Raw genomic sequence first — 19995 nt, forward strand, 5'->3', positions numbered from 1 at the left:
GGGTATTTTTGTATAAATGGAAATAAATACCTATTAATTTGGGTACGAAGTGTTAAATCGAGAATAGATGTTTAGGGGGGATGGAAGTATGGATGTTTCACAAATAGTTGAAAGAATTGATGAACTTTTTAATGTAACAAATAAGGAAATCTATGCTAATGAATCTGGGGTTACATACCATGCAGATAAAGAAGTGAATAAAATAGGATACTGTGTTAACCTAACGCTTGAAACGATAGAGGAAGCAAGAATTCATGGAGTGGACATGATGATAACACACCATGATGCATGGGATGAAATCTATGGATTAAAAGAGGCATGCACTGAAAAACTAGCAGCGTATGGTATAAGCCATTACTATAATCACTTACCACTTGATGACTGTAACTTTGGCACAAATGATAGCTTAATAAAAAAATTGAATTTAGAGATTATTAAAAGAACCCATGAATGGGAAGGACTATTCTTCGGTAGAATTGCTCAATATGAGAAAGAAATTGAATTTAAAGATTTCGTAACAAAACTTGAATTTTTACTTGAAGAACCCGTTAGATTTTGGCAGTTCAATGACAAAATGGTGAATCGAGTAGGCTTAGTCTGTGGAAATGGAGGCACAACAGCTTGCCTGAAGGAAGCGGTTGAAAATAAATGTGATGTATACATTACAGGAGAATGTAATTTATATACAATTCAATATGCTCAATTTAAAGGAATAAATCTTATCATTGGAAGTCATACCTTCACAGAATTCTTTGGCATTCAAAGTTTAGCATTAAAATTGAATGACAATAAAAAAGAACTTGAAGTAGTGAGACTAAATGAAGAACATTATGAAGCGAATATTAGAATAATGCTTAAGGAGACAAGCATATGACGTTATATTCTGTCCTAGTGGCGAACAGTGCTTTACAAACAGTTGATTGTACAGGAATTGCTGAAATAACAGTAAGAGAATTAAAAAAATTATATCCAATTACAGAGAGTACACCAACACAGTCGTGGCATTTGATGGATGATGATGCACGAGTTTTACATGCAGCAGATGAATCAGCTTTTGAAAATTTGAATATATTTGAATGGAATAATCCACCTTATGACTTAGGGCTTTATAATGAAAAACCCTTTGTATACGGCATCGAGGGAAATTGGGGTCCTCAATTTTTAGAAGATTTTTTAAGTTATTTGAAGGAACATATACAACCAGAGCAAGGTGCTGAATTAATTAGGTTCTGGGCAGGGGATTATGATAAAAAATTAAAAATCCGTCGTATTACGATGGATGACCTTGAATTGCATCACCTTGAAAGCTTAAAGAACGAGGAATACATACGTGTCGCTTTTGTATAGCTACCTCTGAATGATGGAACTCCACATAATAGACAAGCAAAAACATAAAGCAATAGATGAAAAGGCAAATCAAGCACTATTTCCAAATTCAGAAGATGAGGTAGAAATTTTATCAAAAGAAGTAGATGAATTATTTCAGGATAATTAATCTTAACTATCTACATGTTAGCAAGACAAAATTGATTAGCCCCATTCATAGAGTGGAAGAGGTTAGAAAATGGGATAGGTATAGTTACTCGCCATTATCAAATCCACCTCCATTAATATAGCGGTAGTTTGGAGGGGATAGATACCCAATCGAAAGCTGTCATTTTGTTTCAAAACGGCAGCTTTCTTAGTGTTGAAAAATAAAACAGTCAATTGAAAGGTAGAAATGGATTTCCGTTGCAAGCTACTTGCTTTCCTGTGGGCGACCGCCAAGCCGCTTCCTCCGCTACCGCTCCGTTTAGTGGCTCGCCTGTCTCTCTATCCCACGGGAGTCAAGTAGCCTTCCACTCCAACCCACCAAAGTGTTACCTTTTTATAGAAAGTTTTTTAGTAAATTGAAGGTGTTCACTACTCTTTATGAAGTGGTGTTGTCAAGCATCACATCTCCACATTGAAAATAACCCTCTAAGAATATAGATAATGGGCGATTTGATCGCTCCACTACTATGAAAAAAGTAAAGACATTTTGCAAAATAGTTGATTGGAGTGGAGCCAGCGTCACTCCTAGGGGATTTAGCGTCACAGATGAGACCCTAGAGCGAACGTAAGTGAGTGAAGCGGCTCATCGGACGCCCCCTGGAAAGGACGCTGGCGGAACGGAAATCAACCTCTCACCTTGCAAAGTTACTTTTTCTGCTGTTGACATCATCTTTTTTCAACAACAAAGCTGTCATTTTGTTTCAAAATGGCAGCTTTTTATATACAGCACAATCAATGCTCTTTACATTTAGGGATTACAACAGGAAGGTCTTTTTATTTGATGATAGATTTTAGAAGGAGTATTCTTCAAAATGTGGAATTAAAATAAAGTTCGCTAAAAAGATGCATTTTACTATTGTCGATACTCAGTTTTAGTGGTTTGGCACATCACTTTATTAATCATTACATGTTTGGAAACAGAATGAACAATAAAAGGAGAGAAAAACATGAGTATAGAAATTTTTAATGGAGAACGATCTGTAGAGAGTGTGCAATTTGAAAAATTATTGTTTTCACAAAGTAATAAAAAGAGCTTTTCTAGTATTGAAAATGCTCAACAATTTATTAAGCAAAGAGGAACAGAAAATATTCACCCCTATGTGATTGGGGAGGATGTCAATCTTTTAAGCGCTTTGAAGGAGCAAACTTTCGAGGATATGCAGGTTTTTATTTTAAATGACCAAAAGTCTTCATCACAAATGGTGATTCTTTATATACATGGTGGAGCTTGGACGAATCAACCTTTAAATTTACACTGGTTGTTCATGGATAAAATGGCACAAGCCTTAAATGCAAAAGTTATTGCGCCTATCTATCCAAAAGTCCCTCATTTTAGCTATCAAGATACGTACCCAAAGATGCTCAGCTTATATAAAGAGATTCTAGTATCTATTGAAAGCTCCAATCAATTAACCATTATAGGAGATTCAGCAGGTGGAAATATAGCACTTGGTCTAATTCAACTGTTGAAGCGAGACGGTCTGCCTCAACCACAAGATATTATGTTATTGTCGGCATGTGTTGATATGAGTTTAGAAAATCCACTTATTCAGGAATATGAAGAAAACGATCCCATGTTAGCTAGTGAAGGAATGGAAGTCATAACAAAAATATGGGCAGCTGATAAAGCTCTAAAGGATCCAATAATTAGTCCAATTTACGGCGATTTTCAAGGAGTTGGCAAGATAACTCATTTTATTGGGTCCCACGAAAGCTTATATCCAGATGCAATACAGTTTGATGAGAAGCTAACAGAACAAGGCGTTGCAATCAATACCTTTGTTTATCCTAAGATGAATCATGTGTTTGTTGTGATGCCGATCCCTGAGGCAGTGGATGCGCAACAGAAGATTATCAATATCCTAAGTAAATAATTCACAGAAAAACGTGTTTTGAGCCATTCAAAATACGTTTTTTTCTATGTACATTTTTAGCAAGGTTTATTTATCTGTAGATGTTTGAAAAATAAAATTTGTGAATTGCAGAAATCGCAGAAGGATTTGTCAAAATTAGTTGGTGTTTCAAAACAATCAATCATTAGAGCTTACCCCCAATATTTTAAAAGCTCCCGAATATGGTGGGTGATTTTACAGCCCTACTAGTAAGTAAAAAAAGATTCTAAGTAAGCCAAATTGTACGTTTGACCCCTTTGAATAGACCTATCTAAAGGGTGTTTTTATTGTTCGCCAGAATCTTTGAGATTACCACTTATTCCTTGATAACGACCAGTTGTCGATAATCCATTTACAACATGTATGGAAAAATTTATAGTGAGGCGTAGAAAGGACAGTGATCATATGAAGGTGGAAATATCGATTGACCCTACATATAAAGAACCCAAAGTAATCATTCTCACAGATAAAATGACTGATGACATTGAGCATCTTATGCAAATTATTACTACGACAGCGGAAAGCACTTTATTAGCTTTCTCCCATAAAGGCGTTGAATTGATCGATAGTAAGGAGATCGTGCGTATTTATACAGAGCAAAAAAAGGTTTGTGTCCAGAGCATTCACGGTGTTTATACGGTACGTTTGCGTCTTTATGAGCTGGAGGAAAAGCTCAATCCTCAAATGTTTCTCCGTATTTCAAATGCTGAAATAGTCAATCGCTACATGATCAAGCATATGGACATTAGTAGAACAGGTACAATCGGAGTTGAATTGAAGAATGGCACGAAAACATACGCTTCTAGGCGTTATGTAAGCAAAATTAAGAAGCAATTAGGAATCTGAGGTGATAAATATGCGAAAAGACATTTTAACACGTATTATTGGTGGATTTTTGATCGGTATAGTGATGGGACAAATTGTGCAATTCTTTGTATCAATGGGCATAGGGCAAGGAAAATATGTTTGGGTGGTACCAGAATTTCGTGCTTACTTTACAGATGAAATAAGTGCAATAATTACTCAAATTCTATTAACGGGTGTTATTGGCATTACCTTTGCTCTTGCTGCACTTATTTTTGAAATGGCTAGCTGGGGAATGTTGAAGCAATATTTCGTCCACTTTTTCATAACGGCAATGATTTGGATACCGATTGTAACGCTACTATGGATGCCAAAAACGATGGCTAATATTTTTTCTCTCGTAGCCAGCTTTCTTGGAACTTATATTGTGACATGGGTTTTACAATATAGATTTTCACAACGTGACATAGAAAAAATTAATGCGATTCTTACCAATCGAGGTGAAGAGCAGGATGATTAACATAAGAGATTTAACAAAGCTTTATAAAGAGCGTGTAGTCGTTAATCAATTAAATTTACAAATCCATCAAGGTGAACTTTTCGCTCTTTTAGGACAAAATGGTGCTGGCAAAACAACCACAATCAAAATGTTGTGTGGGCTCCTTTCACCTACAGAGGGGGATGCCACAATAGATGGAAAAAGCATTGTGCAAAATACACAGGCTGTAAAACAAGTTATTAATATTTCTCCTCAAGAAACGGCCATTGCGCCTAATTTAACGGTATATGAAAATCTATTATTATTCAGTCAGATTTATGGCTACGAAAAAGAAAAAGCACAACAACAAGTATATGACAAAATGGCCTTATTCGGACTGACTCCACATCAGCATGACAAGGCTAAGACACTATCTGGCGGCTACCAGCGTCGTTTAAGTGTAGCAATGGCTTTAATGTCAAACCCAAAGGTATTGTTCCTCGATGAACCGACTTTAGGGATGGACATACGGGCAAGGAATGATGTATGGAACATATTGAAGCACTTAAAAGGACATGTCACGATTATTTTGACCTCCCATTATTTGGAGGAGATAGAGGCTTTAGCTGATCGTGTAGGAATTATGCATCATGGGCAAATATGTGCACTAGGCACGATCCAACAATTGATCAGTGAAACAGGCAAGCATTCTTTAGAAGAGGTATTTTTGGAAAAAACAGAGGAGGCGTTATTGTGAGGGTAGCTGCGTTTGCAACAAGGAATCATAAAGAGATTGTCCGTGATCCAATCACTTTATTATTTGGTATAGGCTTACCAATTCTTTTATTGGGCTTATTTTCTGTTATGCAAAAAAATATGCCATTTGCTTTATATACAATGAATAACCTAACACCGGGCGTCATTGTATTTAGTTTTTCTTTTCTCACACTGTTTTCAGGAATGTTACTAGGAAAAGATAAAAGTTCATCCTTTTTAATGAGGATTTTTGTTTCTCCTTTGTCTGCCGCTGATTACATTTTAGGGTATATGATACCTTTACTACCAATAGCTCTGCTACAAATTTTTGTTTGTTTAGCTACCGCCATGTTTTTAGGGTTGCCATTTAATAAGTCTATCCTCTTTATGATTCTTGCACTTCTAATAATTTCACCACTCTATATTAGTTGTGGATTATTATTTGGGACATTATTTACAGATAAGCAGGTAGGAGGGATATTTGCCATCTTTGTTAATGTGACAACTTGGTTAAGTGGAACATGGTTCGAATTAGATATGATTGGTGGACCATTCCAAAAGATTGCGCAGCTTTTACCTTTCATGCACGCAGTCAATGCAGCTAGGGCTATCTTACATGCAGAGTATGCGAATGTGTTTTATTCACTTATTATTGTCATTGGTTATACAATAATTATGACAATTCTCGCTATCTTTATGTTTAAGCAGAAAATGCAAGGCAGTACAAAATGAAAAAAAGGCAGCTCCGACGTTGGGCTGCCTTTTTTATTAATCATGATTTAATGTCGCAGCGATTTCAGGTTGCTGCTCTACTTGGCGTAGCATATTAAAGGAAGCAATCGCTACTTCTACTTGATCGTCCTTCGGTTCACGAGTTGTTAGTAATTGGAGCCATAAGCCAGGGTAGCCAAGGAAGCGTAACACTGGAATATTACGGCAGGCATTTGTCGCTTGTAAGACTTCAAATGAGATCCCCAGAACAACAGGAATTAATAGAATACGATCTAAAATACGAAGCCACAGTGGATCTGTAGGCACAAAGAAATATAAAAACATCCCAACGAACACTGTGAATAATATGAAGCTACTGCCGCAACGATAGTGTAGGCGTGATTGAGCTTGAACATTTTTTACGGTAATGTCTAATCCAGCTTCATAGCAATTTATCACCTTGTGCTCTGCACCATGGTACTGAAATACTCGTTTAATGAGGGGTGTTAACGAGATAAAATATAAATAGGCTAGCAGTAACAATAATTTAATACCGCTTTCCAGTAAAATTTGTCCCGTTTTTCCTTCAATCCATTTTGAGAAAAAATCAGCTATAAAAACAGGAATTAATGTAAAGGCAAATTTTCCAAATAGAAAGGAAAGAATACCTACTACAGCAACGCCCAGTATCATTTGAAGTTTAGAGCCTTCTTCTTTATGATCTTCCTCTTCACCAGGTGTCACATCATAGCGATCCCCAGCAAATTGCATGTGACGAGAACCTAAGCCAGCGGATTCAATTAGCGCGACAACGCCTCGTACAAATGGGATTTTTTTAAGCTTTTGTAACAAAGGTTTTTGTACTTTTTTGAAATGATAATAATCAATGGAATCATCGTTACGACGAATGGCTGTAACAGTATGTTCCTTTCCTCCGAACATCACACCCTCTAATTGTGCTTGTCCCCCGTATACAGGTGAATTGCTCAAGGCTAACACCACTCTCTTTATATATTTCAACTGTACCATTGTACTAAATTTAGTGAAAAACCTCTACCGTTACGCATAGTAAATTTTCTATATGGCTACACTAATCGTACATTTTAGGAAATAATTAGTGTGCATAAAGGAGAGGTATAGGGTGAAAGTAGCGACAATTACAGCACTTGTCAATGCGCTTGTTTTAGCGCTGTGCTTAAAAGGTTTACATTATTTCCATCTCATTAAATGGCATCCGATAGGGTTTTATAAAAAATGGAATTGGTTTGAAGAAAGCTCCAAATTATTTCAATGGACCTTTTTTATTTTTCTACTATTTATTATCGGCTTATTTTTATACATGACTATGCGCTATGTATATATCATCCCAGCTGTTTTTTCTTCCCTTTTATTAGGTCTTTTGGTGACCATCTCATTGGAATGGATTGCTTTAGATTTACCATTACAGCTTACGTCTTTTAAAAAACTGTCGATTCCCTTTATGGTGACCGTTATTTGTTTATTACGTTTCTTGCTTGAAACCGCCAATTTCCATCAGAAGGAACATACAGCACAAAAACAAAGTTGAAGGTACAAAATATCCCCTTCGTTTAAGGGGATATTTATGGCACCACTAGTTGAAATTAGTTGCTGAATGCACGGTGTATGATAAAATAAATGGCAAGTACATAGAAAGAGGCGAATAGAAGCGTGAAGTTATTATGTTTGAATGGACCGAACTTAAATCGACTTGGTAAACGAGAGCCACATATTTATGGACATGAAACATTGGATGATGTTCGAGAAAATGTTCAAAATCTTGCGGCTTCTTTAGGTGCTACAGTTGAATTTCGTCAATCCAATCATGAAGGGGTACTAGTAGATTGGGTGCATGAAGCAGAGGACGAAAAATATGATGGTATTATCTTTAATCCTGGTGCATATACCCATACAAGCATCGCATTGCATGATGCGATAGCAGGTATTTCTGTGCCAGTTATCGAAGTACATATTTCCAATATCCACAAACGTGAGGCTTTCCGACATCATTCCTATCTTGCTCCGGCCTGCCTTGGTCAAATTTGTGGACTAGGTACGAAAGGCTATGAACTGGCACTACGTACATTTATCGAGAGGGAGAATTGATTATGTTGAAATTACAAAAGCTACGTAAAGCACTTCAAGAACAAAGCATCGATGGTATTTTAATTACGAATGGGTACAACCGTCGCTATATGACAGGTTTTACAGGGACAGCAGGCGTAGCAATTGTGTCTCAAAATGATGCTGTATTTATTACAGATTTCCGTTATACAGAGCAGGCTGCTGCACAAATTCAGGACTTCCGTATTGTCAAGCATGAAGCCACAATTATTGAAGAAATTGCTACTCAAGTAAATAATATGGGTATCAAATTATTGGGCTTTGAGAAAGATACTGTAAGCTATGGCACTTATGAACTGTATAAATCGAAGATTCAAGCAGATTTAGTGCCGATTTCTGGGCTAATTGAAAAAATTCGCTTGATTAAGACGGAACAAGAGATTAATATTATTAAGGCTGCGTGTGAAATTGCAGATCACGCATTTACACATATTTTAGGCTTCATCAAGCCTGGTAAAACCGAGCTTGAAGTTTCGAATGAATTAGAATTTTTCATGCGTAAACAAGGAGCAACTCAGTCTTCGTTTGACACGATTGTTGCGTCTGGTCTTCGTTCAGCATTACCACACGGCGTTGCAACGAATAAAGTGATTGAAAAAGGCGACTTTGTTACATTAGACTTTGGTGCGCTTTATAATGGCTATATTTCGGATATTACACGTACTGTGGCTGTGGGAGAACCATCTGAAAAATTGGTAGATATGTACAATACAGTCCTTGCTTCTCAACTGTTAGCACTTGAAAAAGTGGGTCCTGGATTAACAGGTATTCAAGCGGACGCGATTGCACGTGACTACTTAAAAGAAAAAGGATATGGCGAAGCATTTGGTCATTCTTTAGGACACGGTATTGGTCTTGAAGTACATGAAGGCCCTGGCTTATCGATGCGTTCTGATACAGTGCTAGAGCCAGGTATGGCCGTGACGATTGAACCAGGTGTTTACTTACCTGGAATCGGTGGTGTCCGTATCGAGGATGATATTTTAATCACAGAAACGGGTAATGAACTACTAACACATTCGTCAAAAGAACTCATTATTTTATAAACTTTGGAGGAACACAAATGATCTCAGTAAACGATTTCCGTACAGGTCTAACAATTATTGTTGATGGCCAATTATACCGCGTGTTAGATTTCCAACACGTAAAACCAGGTAAAGGTGCTGCGTTCGTACGTTCTAAATTACGTAACCTACGTAACGGCTCAGTGAATGAAAAAACATTCCGCGCTGGTGAAAAAGTTGAAAAGGCACAAATCGATAATCGTAAAATGCAATATTTATATGCACAAGGTGACGAGCATGTATTTATGGACTTGGAATCATATGAGCAAACTGAACTAGCTTCATCTGCTATTGAGTATGAATTAAAATTCCTTAAAGAAAACATGGAAGTGCATATTCAATCTTACCAAGGTGAAATGTTAGGTGTTGAATTACCAAACACTGTTCAATTAGAAGTAACAGAAACAGAACCAGGAATCAAAGGTGATACAGCTTCTGGTGGTACAAAACCTGCTACTCTTGAAACAGGTTTAATCGTACAAGTACCATTCTTCGTTAACCAAGGTGACGTTTTAATCATTAACACGGATGAGGGTTCTTACGTTTCACGTGCATAATGATCAGCCTACTCTTTTCAATAAAGAGTAGGTTTTTATTTTTTTCTTATACATATACTGTCAAATCGTTCATTTAATGTGATAATAGATAGAAGCACTATTTAATTTTTATTGAGGTACTATCAAGTTTCTATCATCAGATAGATGGTCATTACTGGTAGAATTGTTTACAATCAGAGTAAGGAGTGAAAGGTATGCTACAAACAACATTTGATATGCGATATCCAATTATACAAGCACCAATGGCAGGCGTGACATCACCTAAATTTGTGGCGGCTTGTGCTGAGGCAGGCCTATTAGGTTCAATTGGTGCAGGTTACTTAGATGGTGAACAAACAAAGCAGTTTATTCAAGAAGTGAAGAAATTAACGACAAAGCCCTTTGCGGTCAATTTATTTGTGCAAGAAGAACCCAAAATTGATGTCGAGGTTTTACAACAAGCCAGAATGGCACTGCAACCTTTTTACGATGAATTAGGATTATCCCCTGTACAGAGCGTAACATCAAAGGAAGTTTTTGCAGGACAGGTTCAGGCTGTGATTGAAGAAAAGGTAGCAGTTTGTTCATTTACATTTGGGTTGCCATCTCCAGCTGTTCTTAAACAATTAAAAGATCATGGCGTCTATACGATTGGTACTGCTACCACATTAGAGGAAGCCATACTGGTGGAGCAAGCAGGAATGGATGCGGTTGTATTACAAGGGGGAGAGGCAGGCGGTCATCGAGGCTCTTTTACTGACCCTCTGCAATTAATTCCATTGCATGACTTACTACAACAAGTAGTGGGAAAAGTTGCGATTCCAATTATAGCTGCGGGAGGCCTTGTAACCAAAGAGGATATTCAAAAGGCACTTGAAAGTGGGGCACAGGCAGTTCAAATTGGGACGGCTTTACTAGTGGCAGATGAATGCGAAATTTCGCCACTCTATAAAAATGCTGTATTGGCATCAAAAGAACAACAAACGACGATTACGCTTGCATTTACTGGTAAACCAGCAAGAGGTTTAGCAAATGATTTCACGAAACGTATGGAGGATGCGACAGTAGCACCCTATCCACTACAAAATTATCTAACGACTACCATTCGTAAGGAAAGTGCTGAGCAAGGTAATGCAGAATATTTATCCATGTGGATGGGTGAAAATAGTCACCTCATACAGCAAACGGATACGGTGAAAAACATTGTGAGCAAACTATTATAATTTTTTATCGTAGAAGATCTCTATACATCTGTATAGAGGTCTTTTTTTTTGAAGAGCGACATATATTGCTGTACACGAGGGGGCGTAGGAATGGAATTACAAGACGTATTAAGAGTTGCTGGAGTGGGACTAGTCGTTGCGCTTCTTCATGTTTTCTTTGATCAAACAGGGAAGAAGGAGTTTTCATTTTTCCTCTTTTTCATTGCTTACTTATATATGACAGCAGAATTACTTCGATTTTTACGTCTATTCTTTAATGAGATTTTAACCTTCTTCCAATGGCTTACCTCATCCGGGTAATGTGAATGGAAATTGTCATCGTCGCTGTTGTCATGCTGCTTTTATTATTGCTGATAAAAGAAGTTATACAGCCACTCCATGCGCTAATCAGTGTGATGTTTTCTTTTTTGCTTTTTGGCATGTTGTTCTCGACGCTTTTATTGCCTTTCGCCAAACAATTGTTAGAAACACTTGCGTTTTTACCTTATGCGAAGGCTATTTTAATCAGTGCAAGTATGTTCTATGTCGGGCAGTGGGTGGCATTGCTTTTGGCAGAACATAATTATAAAGTGCTCGGGAACATCGTTTTTGCTGCGGTGAAAATTGTGATTTTGCTGTATTGGTTTAAAGAATTTCTGGCTGTTCTACAGGAGGTGTCGGCCATTTTAAAAAGGCTAAACTAAGGAGCGAAGCCATTGCAGGAGCAAATATTATCGTTTTTAATCGACCCATTCTTTCTCTTGCTCAAGATGACGCTCATGCTTTGCAGCTACGTCATCATCATTTTGATTGTGAACATGCTATTACCAGAGTTTGAAAAAGGGACAAGGATACTTTTTTTTCTTATCGTTTTAGCAACAATCGGTCCTGTTGTTGTCAACTCCTTTACATTAATTGATGAAATTGCACAAGGACTAGCCCATCTATTTACGGCATTTTATCCGATTCTTACATCAAGCTTTTTATTATCCAGTAGTATTACAGCGATTGCTTCCTGGCAGCCTTTTTTACTGTTTTTTGTACAAGTCCTCACCATTATCAGTAGTAAGTGGCTTATTCCTGGCGTGCTTTTGGCCATTGTCTTTGATGTATGCAGTGTGATCGTAAAGGAAATATCCTTTACTCGAATAGCTGAATTGATTCGCTTTACAATTATGAGCATCGTGTCGGCCTCAGTTATTTGCTATGTCTTACTGATGACCGCAAGTGGTGTAGCAGCATTTAGTGTCAATGCGGCTGTAGCAGAGCCCGTCAAAAAATTAATTGAAGAAAATATTCCAGTTGTTGGTTCTTTTATTGTGGATAGTTTTTCGATGTTTCAGCATATGACTCAATTTACATCTTCTCTTACAAGTATTAGCGCCTTTATCGCCGTCATTACGGTGTCTTTTATCCCAACCGTGCAGCTTGTAGTTAGTGCCTATTCTTTGAAAATGCTCGCTGCTATTTTAGAACCGATTGCCTTTGATGATATTTGTAGACTACTAGATCAAGTTAGCAAATCACTATTTACTTTATGTGCTGTATCATTTTTAATTGCTTTTTCATTTATGTTTTCTTGTTTTTTCCTCATTGTGTTCGTACAAGTCATGGCAGGGGGGAGATAGATTGATTCTTTTATTGGCATTGCTGTTTGTCTGTCAGATTTTTGTGTTTCTAACGGATGATAAGGAAATAATTTCACTGACAAAGTTGGTCATCACGTTAGTATTTTTGCAATTGCTATTAAAGATTCCATTTATCAATTCATAGGAAGAAACAAGCGTACATACACTTGAAAAAGAGAAGATGAAAGGAGGCAATGTACAAGTGATGTGGAAAAGACACGAAAAAAAACAACGTCATTGATGGTTTTAATTTTGATAGCTGCCTCCGTGGGAATTTTCATCATTTTACCTATGTATCAAACGAATTCAACAAGCGACAATGGTTCACCGCTCACGAATGAAGAAAAACTTGAGCAAACCCTGAAGGCAATGGAAGGTGTTGGGAAGGTTAAAGTCTACTTTTATTATGGAGAGATGACAGATGATCAGAATGCCAATAAACTATTCAGCCAATATTTTCGAGGGACTGAACAAGGCACGAAAAACGTGACGGGAATGCTCGTTGTTTCAGAGGGTGCTTCCGATATCTTTGTGAAAAATGAAATTCGTGCTGTCGTCAGTCAAGTGATGCAATTACCGATTCATCGAATTATTATCGTTCCAATGGAAAATAAGGAGGAAAAGTAAATGCGCGTACGTAGAAGAACAGTTTGGTTTATGACATTATTAAGTTTAGTAGCAGTCATTTCAGTGTATTATTTGGTAGATCCAGCAAAGCAATTCAATGGTCTTACTATTTTTACAGATGATACACTGCAACAAACAGCTGTCACAGGTGTTACAGATCAGGAGGCAACAAATGATATAACACAAGAAGTATCTTCACCAAGTCACTTATTTGAAGAAATGCGTATGCAGGTTAGTGATGAGAGAAGCCAGCTTCGTGAGCAGTTAACACAAAAGATTGCCTCAGAAGAATATTCTGCCGAAGAAAAAAATGAAGCATATAATGAAATGGATGGCCTTATTAAACGTGAATCAGCTGAAGCTATGCTTGAGATGCTCGTAAAATCATTAGGCTACTCTGATGCGTTTGTTCGTGCTGAGGGAGAAAAAGTGTCGGTGACAGTGATGGCAGAGGAATTGTCAAAAGCCCAAGCAAACGAAATTATTTATTTGGTAAAAACAGAGATGGAAGGCGCAAATGATGTGCAAGTCAAGTTCAGTGCAAATAATTATTAAAAAATAAAGAAAAAAATAAATTTTTAGTTAATTTATAAAAGGTTGTTATATATCAGCTTCATGAAAAGGCTTTCGCTTAGTAAAGGAAAGCCTTTTATTTTGTTCATATTTACTTAATTTTCATTTAACTATTTCAAATTGATACGAAAAAATATAGAATAGTTATTGTAGTAGATTTTAATTCATAAGGAGAGTTAGAAATGTTCAAAATTCAAGAAATTCGTGAAATTATCAAATTAGTGGATTCTTCTTCTATTGACGAGTTTGTGTATGAAGTAGATGGCGCAAAAGTAAAACTTAAAAAGAATAATGTTGTTGTTACAGAAACTGTAGCACCTAAAAAAGAAGTAGTAGCCCCTGTTGTACAACAATCTGCACCAGCAGAAGCTCCAGCAGTAACACCTGCACCAGCGAAAGAAGAAGCGCCAGCACCAGCTGCAGCGGCACCATCAGTTAACGACCCATCGTTACATAAAATTGTATCTCCAATGGTCGGTACTTTCTATCAAGCACCAAACCCAGATTCTCCTGCTTACGTAAAAGTGGGTGACAAAGTAGGGGACGAAACAATCGTATGTATCGTAGAAGCAATGAAATTATTCAACGAAATCGAAGCAGAAGTGCAAGGGGAAATCGTTGAAATTCTAGTTAAAGATGGCGACTTAGTAGAGTACGGCCAACCATTATTCCTTGTAAAAGCTGAGTAAGGAGTGCAAAACAAATGAAAAAAGTTTTAATTGCAAACCGCGGCGAAATCGCTGTGCGTATCATTCGTGCTTGTAAAGAGTTAGGCATTCAATCGGTTGCTGTGTACTCTGAAGCAGATGCTGACGCATTACATGTGAAGTTAGCAGACGAAGCTTATTGCATCGGACCGAAGCTATCAAAAGATTCTTATCTTAGCTTCCCAGCGCTACTTAGCGTAGCTGAAAAGACAGGTGCTGATGGCATCCACCCAGGATATGGCTTCGTATCAGAAAACGCTGATTTTGCTGAAGCTTGTGAAAACGCTGGCATTAAATTTATCGGTCCATCATCTGATTCTATTAAAATTATGGGCATCAAGGACGTTGCACGTACAACAATGGAAGCAGCAGGCGTTCCACTTGTTCCAGGTACTGGTATTGTACCAGATATCGAAACTGGTAAAGAATGGGCTGCTAAAATTGGTTACCCTGTCATCATCAAAGCAACTGCTGGTGGTGGCGGTAAAGGAATCCGTGTAGCACGTACAGAAGAAGATCTTGTAAAAGGTATTGAAATTACGCAAAAAGAGGCTGCTGCAGCATTCGGTAACCCTGGCGTATATTTAGAGAAATTTATCGAGTACTTCCGTCACTGTGAAATCCAAGTTTTAGCAGATGGCTACGGTAACGTGGTGCATTTAGGCGAACGTGACTGTACGGTTCAACGTCGTATGCAGAAGTTAGTAGAGGAAGCTCCATCTCCAGCCCTATCCTCTGAGCGTCGTGCTGAAATGGGTGCAGCTGCAGTAAAAGCGGCACAAGCATGTAACTATGAAGGTGCTGGCACAATCGAGTTTATCTATGACTATCAAGAGGACAAGTTCTACTTCATGGAAATGAACACTCGTATTCAGGTTGAGCACCCAGTAACAGAAATGATTTCTGGTGTAGATCTTGTACAACAACAATTAAAAATTGCATCTGGTGAGAAGCTTCCATTCACACAAGATGATATAAAATTAAATGGTTGGGCGATTGAATGCCGTATTAATGCAGAAAATGCCTATAAAAACTTCATGCCTTCAGCAGGAACTGTTGATACGTATATAACACCAGGTGGCTATGGTGTACGTATTGATTCTGCTGTCTATGCAGGCTATACAATCCCACCATATTACGATTCAATGGTAGCAAAACTAATTGTTCACGCGGATACACGTGAAGAAGCGATTGCAAAAATGAACCGCGCCTTAAGTGAATTCGAAGTATCTGGTCCTGGAATTAATACAACCATTCCATTCCACCAAGCACTAATGAACAATGACGTTTTCAAATCAGCACAATTCAATACAAAGTTCCTAGAAGAGAACGATGTATTGGGTGTAGCAGAAAAAGTGAAGTAAGCGTTCGCAAGTTTAAACCTCCTAGCTATTATTAGTTAGGAGGTTTTTTATGTCTAAGCATAACTAGATAGAAGACTTACTTGCAGGTAGGAAGATCAATCATAGAAGAAAGATTGACCGTTATAGAAGCTTAAACCGTTACTAGTTGAAGTTTGGTGAAAAAGATTATAAAAGTTCTATTTTATAGATAGAAGATCGTTATCTGGTGTTAACATACCATTCTTTGTTGAATAATCTCCTATGTTTCTGTAAAGCACAGCTGTCTTTATCGCATGGCCTTCTTTCGCAAATACAAGAAGGAAAATATCTTCCCGTACATCTAATCCACTAATACTACCTTTAAACTGTATGTTCATTGTTTCTTCAATCGCATCTTTCGTTGTATAAGGTCCAAAAATTTGCGCTTTTTCCCAATCAAAATCCGTTAATTTATTTAGTGAAACTACAGTTGTACTATTATTTGCTTTTTCCATTATATTTTTCGCAAGCAATGTATCTTCACTAGCACTATTCCCCAAAAATAAAAAAAACATTGTAAACATGAGGACAACCCCACCGATGCCAAACAACCATTTTTGTAACATACTCTACCTCTACTTTATCTCAAATCAATTCTATATTATAGAAAGAATACTATATAATAGAAGAAAGAAATAGTCATCCCCCTGAAAAGGAGTGAAACAATGGATGCCAATATACAATAAGCTAGTGAGGGATAAAATTTTAGAAGTAATTGAAGCGAAGGGTTTATCCTATCATGCACGCATTTTAGAACCTAGTGAGCTGGTAAAGGCAATAAAGGCTAAAATGATAGAAGAAGCTACAGAATTTTACGAAGCCCAGCATAAAGAAGATAGTGTTGAAGAGCTCGCAGACATACTGGAGCTCATTCATATGGCTATCGGTGTGCTAGGTGTAAGCTTTGAGGAGCTAGAAGCGACCCGTGTACACAAGAAGAAAGCTCGTGGGGGATTTGAAAAGGGAATTTATTTAATCGATGTCGTGGATCAGTAAAGTCGGTTTTAAATTAAAACGGCTTTCGACAGCCAAACCTTCCTTTTTATAGTATAATAAATGTAAGTACAGCACTTGTTTGTGATGTGTAAGGGAAAGGATGATATTTGTATGGCAGAGAAAGTAGGACAATCTTTCGTACAACCAACACCTTCTGGGAAAGAAGAGCTTGGAAAAATTGAGGTAGCGGCAGAGGTGATCGAGGTTGTGGCTGGGATTGCTGTCAATGAAGTAGAAGGCATTGCTGCAACTCGTGGGAATATTGCGACGGGTGTCGTGGAACGTTTCGGTAAAAAAGTACACAATAAAGGCATTAAATCAGGTGTAACGGAAACTGGTGAAATTGCGATTGATGTATTTTGCTCTGTGAAATATGGATATGCCATTCCTAAAGTAGCAAAAGAAGTTCAAACGCAAATCCGTCAGGCTATTTTTAATATGACGGCACTAGAAACAGCAGAAGTAAATGTGCATATTACAGGTATTCACTTTGAAAAAGAAGAAACAGTAGTGCATGAATAAAAAAGAAAAGGATTGCCCAATGATGATTCGTTCATCAAAGGGCAGTCCTTTTTATATGGATTTCTCTAGGATGTTCATGTGGATGTATCGCTATTTTTATAATTCTATATGCTTTGGCTTTCTCCAGAATAACGCAAGTATGACGCCTAGCACCAATACGATTGTAGCAAAGTAGTATGGATAGTTCAGATTGATATCGAACAATACCCCACCTAGAATTGGGCCAAAAATATTACCAAGACTTGTAAACATAGAGTTCATGCCACCAACAAATCCTTGTTCATTTCCGGCAATTTTCGATAAATACGAAGTAACAGCAGGTCGAATTAAATCGAAGCCTACGAAAATAAAGAATGTCACGAATAAGATGGCAAAATAATGACTCACGATCGTCATGGCGAATGTTAATACTGCTGAAAGGATTAGTGAGTAACGAATAACATTAATCTCACCCATTTTCTTTGTCAGCCAATCAAATAGTATTAATTGAGCTAGTGCCCCAACAATACCACTTCCTGTAATAATTATGGCAATATCCGATGGTGTAAACGCAAATTTGTGATCGACGAATAAGCTAAACAATGATTCGAATGCAGCGAGGCCAAATGATAACACGAAAATAAGAATGAATGGTATGAAGTAGAGTGGACTAAACACACGCTTGACACTACCTAACATGGATTGTGCTACTTCTTCATTGTCTGTAGCACGTGTTGGCTCTTTTAAAAACAGCAATGACAGGATAGCTGCGAACAGACCAAGTACCCCAGCTGCATAAAATGGGACACGTGTACCAATTTCAGCTAAAAAACCACCGATCCCAGGGCCGATAATAAAACCTGTGCTAATGGCTGCACTCATATAGCCAAGTGCCTTAGGGCGCTGTGCCAATGTCGTAATATCAGCTATATAGGCGGTTACAGCTGGCATAATGAAAGCGGCACTCACGCCACCTAACATACGAGAGACAAAAAGAATTTCAACAGAACGACCAAACCCAAATAAAAACTCAGAAAGTCCAAAAATAAAAAGACCTGCAACAATCATAACTTTGCGGCCAATATTATCAACAAGCTTACCTGCAATTGGTGATGCAATTAATTGTGTAATGGCAAAGGCTGCCACCATATAACCAACAACAGAGCCAGAAATATGTAGCTCATTCATGATGGTTGGTAAAACAGGGATGACTAAACCAATCCCTAAAAAGGCAATGAAAAGATTAGATAATAAAATAGCTAAGGTTATATTTTGTTTCTTGCTCATAAACTTCTCCTTCTAATTGTTCGCGATACATGTTTTCAATCTACTAGAATATTTCCATGTAATACGATAAACCCTATAGTAACTATAGGGTCAAAAGATTTGTTTTTATTTTTAAAAAAATTTTTATCAGTTTGGGAGTTCTGGCTGAGAGTTATACGAATGCGCCACTACTTTTTTGGAGGAATTTTGTGTCTCTTGTTTTTGCCTAATCTTTAATTCTACTATAAATTTCTTTTCTTGTTCCATAGTGAGCGTTGCTGGCATGTATAGCTCATACACTTGCGACTCAAATAGTTCCTGCTGAGCTAGTACATGATTTCTCAACTTTTCATAGAATGAAAAATAAGTATCAGGATCGTAAATAAAGGCGATGCATACATATTTACCCCCAGGAATAATGGTTTGTTGTATGTTTGGTGAAAGCTGCGAAAATGTGCGCTCCGTTAATAGGGGAGTGAAAATAGCATCATAAATGATGTCATTGACATCTTTATAGGGCTCTAGTGGATAAATACAGCCATAACGACTGTTTAAGACACTGCCTTCCTTTTCGATGATTTTAATTAAAGTGGCATAGTATGTACTGGTGCTCGATGTTGGTGTTAATTCAGTAGTGGTTACTTGAAGAACGGGCATTGCTTCCTCTATTTGCACATAAATCTCACCGAAGACTGGGATATCAATTTGCTCTTGTAATTGCTTTTTTGTTTTCAGTAAGGTATTTTTTGCTTCGTTTAAACGTGAAATTTTTTCATTGATGCGTAGCTCCTGCTGAGCTAAAAAATCAAGCAATTCCTCAGAGGTTAATCTAAGTGCTTTTTTTATATCATCGAGCGTCACGCCGATATATTTAAGGGACTTTATAATGTCTAAATAGAATAGCTGATTGCCTTTATAATACCGATAATTGGTGAAGGTATCGATATAAGCAGGCTTAAATAAATCAATTTGATCATAATAACGTAATGTCTGAACCGATAAGTTTGAAAGTTTGGCAACCTCACCTATCGTATAATAATGTTCCTTCATAAATGGCCTCCACTAATAAAAGCTAAAAAAGTTTCGAATGGCATCAAAACGAATTTTATGCTTGCATCCACCCAGTAAAATAGGTGAAATGTACGTTCCTTCATTTGTTGATATTGTTCTTCACCGTCAACCATTTTAAATGTTTTT

Annotated in this window: 26 protein-coding genes; 22 read left to right on the forward strand and 4 right to left on the reverse strand. The window is 37.4% G+C overall.

Annotated elements, in window-relative coordinates; genetic code table 11:
• The first annotated feature begins 88 nt into the window (after nucleotides 1-88).
• The 7 genes from VK91_RS09215 to VK91_RS09250 all read left to right on the forward strand — a co-directional run bounded on the left by VK91_RS09215 (nucleotide 89) and on the right by VK91_RS09250 (nucleotide 6195).
• On the forward strand, nucleotides 89-874 hold the full coding sequence (locus VK91_RS09215) for a Nif3-like dinuclear metal center hexameric protein (RefSeq protein WP_048392277.1): 786 nt from the start codon (nucleotides 89-91) through the stop codon (nucleotides 872-874).
• Nucleotides 871-1347, forward strand: a complete 477-nt coding sequence (locus tag VK91_RS09220; protein WP_048392278.1) for a hypothetical protein — start codon at nucleotides 871-873, stop codon at nucleotides 1345-1347. The genes VK91_RS09215 and VK91_RS09220 overlap by 4 nt, the downstream gene beginning before the upstream one ends.
• A gap of 1133 nt (nucleotides 1348-2480) precedes the next feature.
• A complete protein-coding gene (locus VK91_RS09230; protein WP_048392280.1) occupies nucleotides 2481-3407 on the forward strand; it encodes an alpha/beta hydrolase fold domain-containing protein in 927 nt (308 codons plus the stop codon).
• 423 nt (nucleotides 3408-3830) lie between these two features.
• A complete protein-coding gene (locus VK91_RS09235) occupies nucleotides 3831-4271 on the forward strand; it encodes a LytTR family DNA-binding domain-containing protein (protein ID WP_048392281.1) in 441 nt (146 codons plus the stop codon).
• Between the two features lie 10 nt (nucleotides 4272-4281).
• Nucleotides 4282-4749 carry a DUF3021 domain-containing protein gene (locus tag VK91_RS09240; RefSeq protein ID WP_048392282.1) on the forward strand — a complete coding sequence of 156 codons (468 nt, stop codon included), beginning with the start codon at nucleotides 4282-4284 and terminating at the stop codon, nucleotides 4747-4749.
• Nucleotides 4742-5464, forward strand: coding sequence for an ABC transporter ATP-binding protein (locus tag VK91_RS09245; RefSeq protein WP_048392283.1), 723 nt, complete (start codon nucleotides 4742-4744; stop codon nucleotides 5462-5464). Before VK91_RS09240 ends, VK91_RS09245 begins: the two co-directional genes overlap by 8 nt.
• Nucleotides 5461-6195, forward strand: coding sequence for an ABC transporter permease (locus tag VK91_RS09250; protein WP_048392284.1), 735 nt, complete (start codon nucleotides 5461-5463; stop codon nucleotides 6193-6195). The genes VK91_RS09245 and VK91_RS09250 overlap by 4 nt, the downstream gene beginning before the upstream one ends.
• A 36-nt stretch (nucleotides 6196-6231) precedes the next feature.
• Here VK91_RS09250 and VK91_RS09255 read toward each other — a convergent pair whose 3' ends face one another.
• A complete protein-coding gene (locus VK91_RS09255; protein WP_048392285.1) occupies nucleotides 6232-7203 on the reverse strand; it encodes a DUF1385 domain-containing protein in 972 nt (323 codons plus the stop codon).
• A 112-nt stretch (nucleotides 7204-7315) separates the two neighbouring features.
• Between VK91_RS09255 and VK91_RS09260 the strand changes: the two genes are divergently transcribed.
• The 13 genes from VK91_RS09260 (at nucleotide 7316) to accC (ending at nucleotide 16017) form a co-directional block, all read left to right on the forward strand.
• Entirely contained in the window at nucleotides 7316-7741 is a 426-nt protein-coding gene (locus tag VK91_RS09260; RefSeq protein WP_048392286.1) for a hypothetical protein, read from the forward strand.
• 122 nt (nucleotides 7742-7863) lie between these two features.
• Nucleotides 7864-8298, forward strand: coding sequence for a type II 3-dehydroquinate dehydratase (aroQ, locus tag VK91_RS09265; RefSeq protein ID WP_004231111.1), 435 nt, complete (start codon nucleotides 7864-7866; stop codon nucleotides 8296-8298).
• A gap of 2 nt (nucleotides 8299-8300) precedes the next feature.
• Entirely contained in the window at nucleotides 8301-9362 is a 1062-nt protein-coding gene (locus tag VK91_RS09270; RefSeq protein ID WP_081010950.1) for a Xaa-Pro peptidase family protein, read from the forward strand.
• A gap of 17 nt (nucleotides 9363-9379) precedes the next feature.
• The gene (gene efp, locus VK91_RS09275) at nucleotides 9380-9937 is read left to right on the forward strand and encodes an elongation factor P (RefSeq protein WP_004231115.1); all 558 of its coding nucleotides are present in this window, start codon (nucleotides 9380-9382) and stop codon (nucleotides 9935-9937) included.
• Between the two features lie 194 nt (nucleotides 9938-10131).
• A complete protein-coding gene (locus VK91_RS09280) occupies nucleotides 10132-11139 on the forward strand; it encodes a nitronate monooxygenase family protein (RefSeq protein ID WP_048392287.1) in 1008 nt (335 codons plus the stop codon).
• A 90-nt stretch (nucleotides 11140-11229) separates the two neighbouring features.
• A complete protein-coding gene (locus VK91_RS09285) occupies nucleotides 11230-11439 on the forward strand; it encodes a hypothetical protein (RefSeq protein WP_012295089.1) in 210 nt (69 codons plus the stop codon).
• A gap of 5 nt (nucleotides 11440-11444) precedes the next feature.
• A complete protein-coding gene (locus tag VK91_RS09290; RefSeq protein WP_016994741.1) occupies nucleotides 11445-11822 on the forward strand; it encodes a hypothetical protein in 378 nt (125 codons plus the stop codon).
• A gap of 12 nt (nucleotides 11823-11834) precedes the next feature.
• The gene (locus VK91_RS09295; RefSeq protein ID WP_004231121.1) at nucleotides 11835-12746 is read left to right on the forward strand and encodes a stage III sporulation protein AE; all 912 of its coding nucleotides are present in this window, start codon (nucleotides 11835-11837) and stop codon (nucleotides 12744-12746) included.
• 1 nt (nucleotide 12747) lies between these two features.
• Nucleotides 12748-12891, forward strand: coding sequence for a hypothetical protein (locus tag VK91_RS22840; RefSeq protein WP_004231124.1), 144 nt, complete (start codon nucleotides 12748-12750; stop codon nucleotides 12889-12891).
• Nucleotides 12892-12953: 62 nt separating this feature from the next.
• Nucleotides 12954-13373 (forward strand): hypothetical protein, encoded by a 420-nt coding sequence (locus tag VK91_RS09300; protein WP_048392288.1) that lies wholly within the window; start codon nucleotides 12954-12956, stop codon nucleotides 13371-13373.
• Nucleotides 13374-13928, forward strand: coding sequence for a SpoIIIAH-like family protein (locus tag VK91_RS09305; protein ID WP_004231131.1), 555 nt, complete (start codon nucleotides 13374-13376; stop codon nucleotides 13926-13928).
• A 200-nt stretch (nucleotides 13929-14128) separates the two neighbouring features.
• Nucleotides 14129-14635: an acetyl-CoA carboxylase biotin carboxyl carrier protein gene (gene accB / locus VK91_RS09310; protein WP_004231133.1), complete on the forward strand. Its 507-nt coding sequence runs from the start codon at nucleotides 14129-14131 to the stop codon at nucleotides 14633-14635.
• Nucleotides 14636-14649: 14 nt separating this feature from the next.
• Complete coding sequence (accC, locus tag VK91_RS09315) at nucleotides 14650-16017, forward strand: acetyl-CoA carboxylase biotin carboxylase subunit (protein ID WP_004231135.1); 1368 nt, start codon at nucleotides 14650-14652, stop codon at nucleotides 16015-16017.
• Nucleotides 16018-16193: 176 nt separating this feature from the next.
• On the opposite strand, the gene VK91_RS09320 is transcribed toward accC, so the two are convergent.
• The gene (locus tag VK91_RS09320; RefSeq protein WP_048392289.1) at nucleotides 16194-16601 is read right to left on the reverse strand and encodes a hypothetical protein; all 408 of its coding nucleotides are present in this window, start codon (nucleotides 16599-16601) and stop codon (nucleotides 16194-16196) included.
• Nucleotides 16602-16704: 103 nt separating this feature from the next.
• Here VK91_RS09320 and VK91_RS09325 point away from each other — a divergent pair, with 103 nt between their 5' ends.
• Together VK91_RS09325 and VK91_RS09330 are read left to right on the forward strand one after the other, a co-directional pair.
• Complete coding sequence (locus VK91_RS09325; RefSeq protein ID WP_048392290.1) at nucleotides 16705-17031, forward strand: nucleoside triphosphate pyrophosphohydrolase; 327 nt, start codon at nucleotides 16705-16707, stop codon at nucleotides 17029-17031.
• Between the two features lie 111 nt (nucleotides 17032-17142).
• Nucleotides 17143-17553 carry an Asp23/Gls24 family envelope stress response protein gene (locus VK91_RS09330; protein WP_004231142.1) on the forward strand — a complete coding sequence of 137 codons (411 nt, stop codon included), beginning with the start codon at nucleotides 17143-17145 and terminating at the stop codon, nucleotides 17551-17553.
• Nucleotides 17554-17649: 96 nt separating this feature from the next.
• Here the strand turns inward: VK91_RS09330 and VK91_RS09335 are convergent, their stop codons facing one another.
• Complete coding sequence (locus VK91_RS09335) at nucleotides 17650-18819, reverse strand: MFS transporter (protein ID WP_048392291.1); 1170 nt, start codon at nucleotides 18817-18819, stop codon at nucleotides 17650-17652.
• 126 nt (nucleotides 18820-18945) lie between these two features.
• Nucleotides 18946-19848 (reverse strand): MerR family transcriptional regulator, encoded by a 903-nt coding sequence (locus tag VK91_RS09340; RefSeq protein ID WP_048392292.1) that lies wholly within the window; start codon nucleotides 19846-19848, stop codon nucleotides 18946-18948.
• Between the last annotated feature and the right edge of the window lie 147 nt (nucleotides 19849-19995).

The sequence above is a fragment of the Lysinibacillus sp. LK3 genome, assembly GCF_001043675.1.
Classification (GTDB): Bacteria; Bacillota; Bacilli; order Bacillales_A; family Planococcaceae; genus Lysinibacillus; species Lysinibacillus capsici.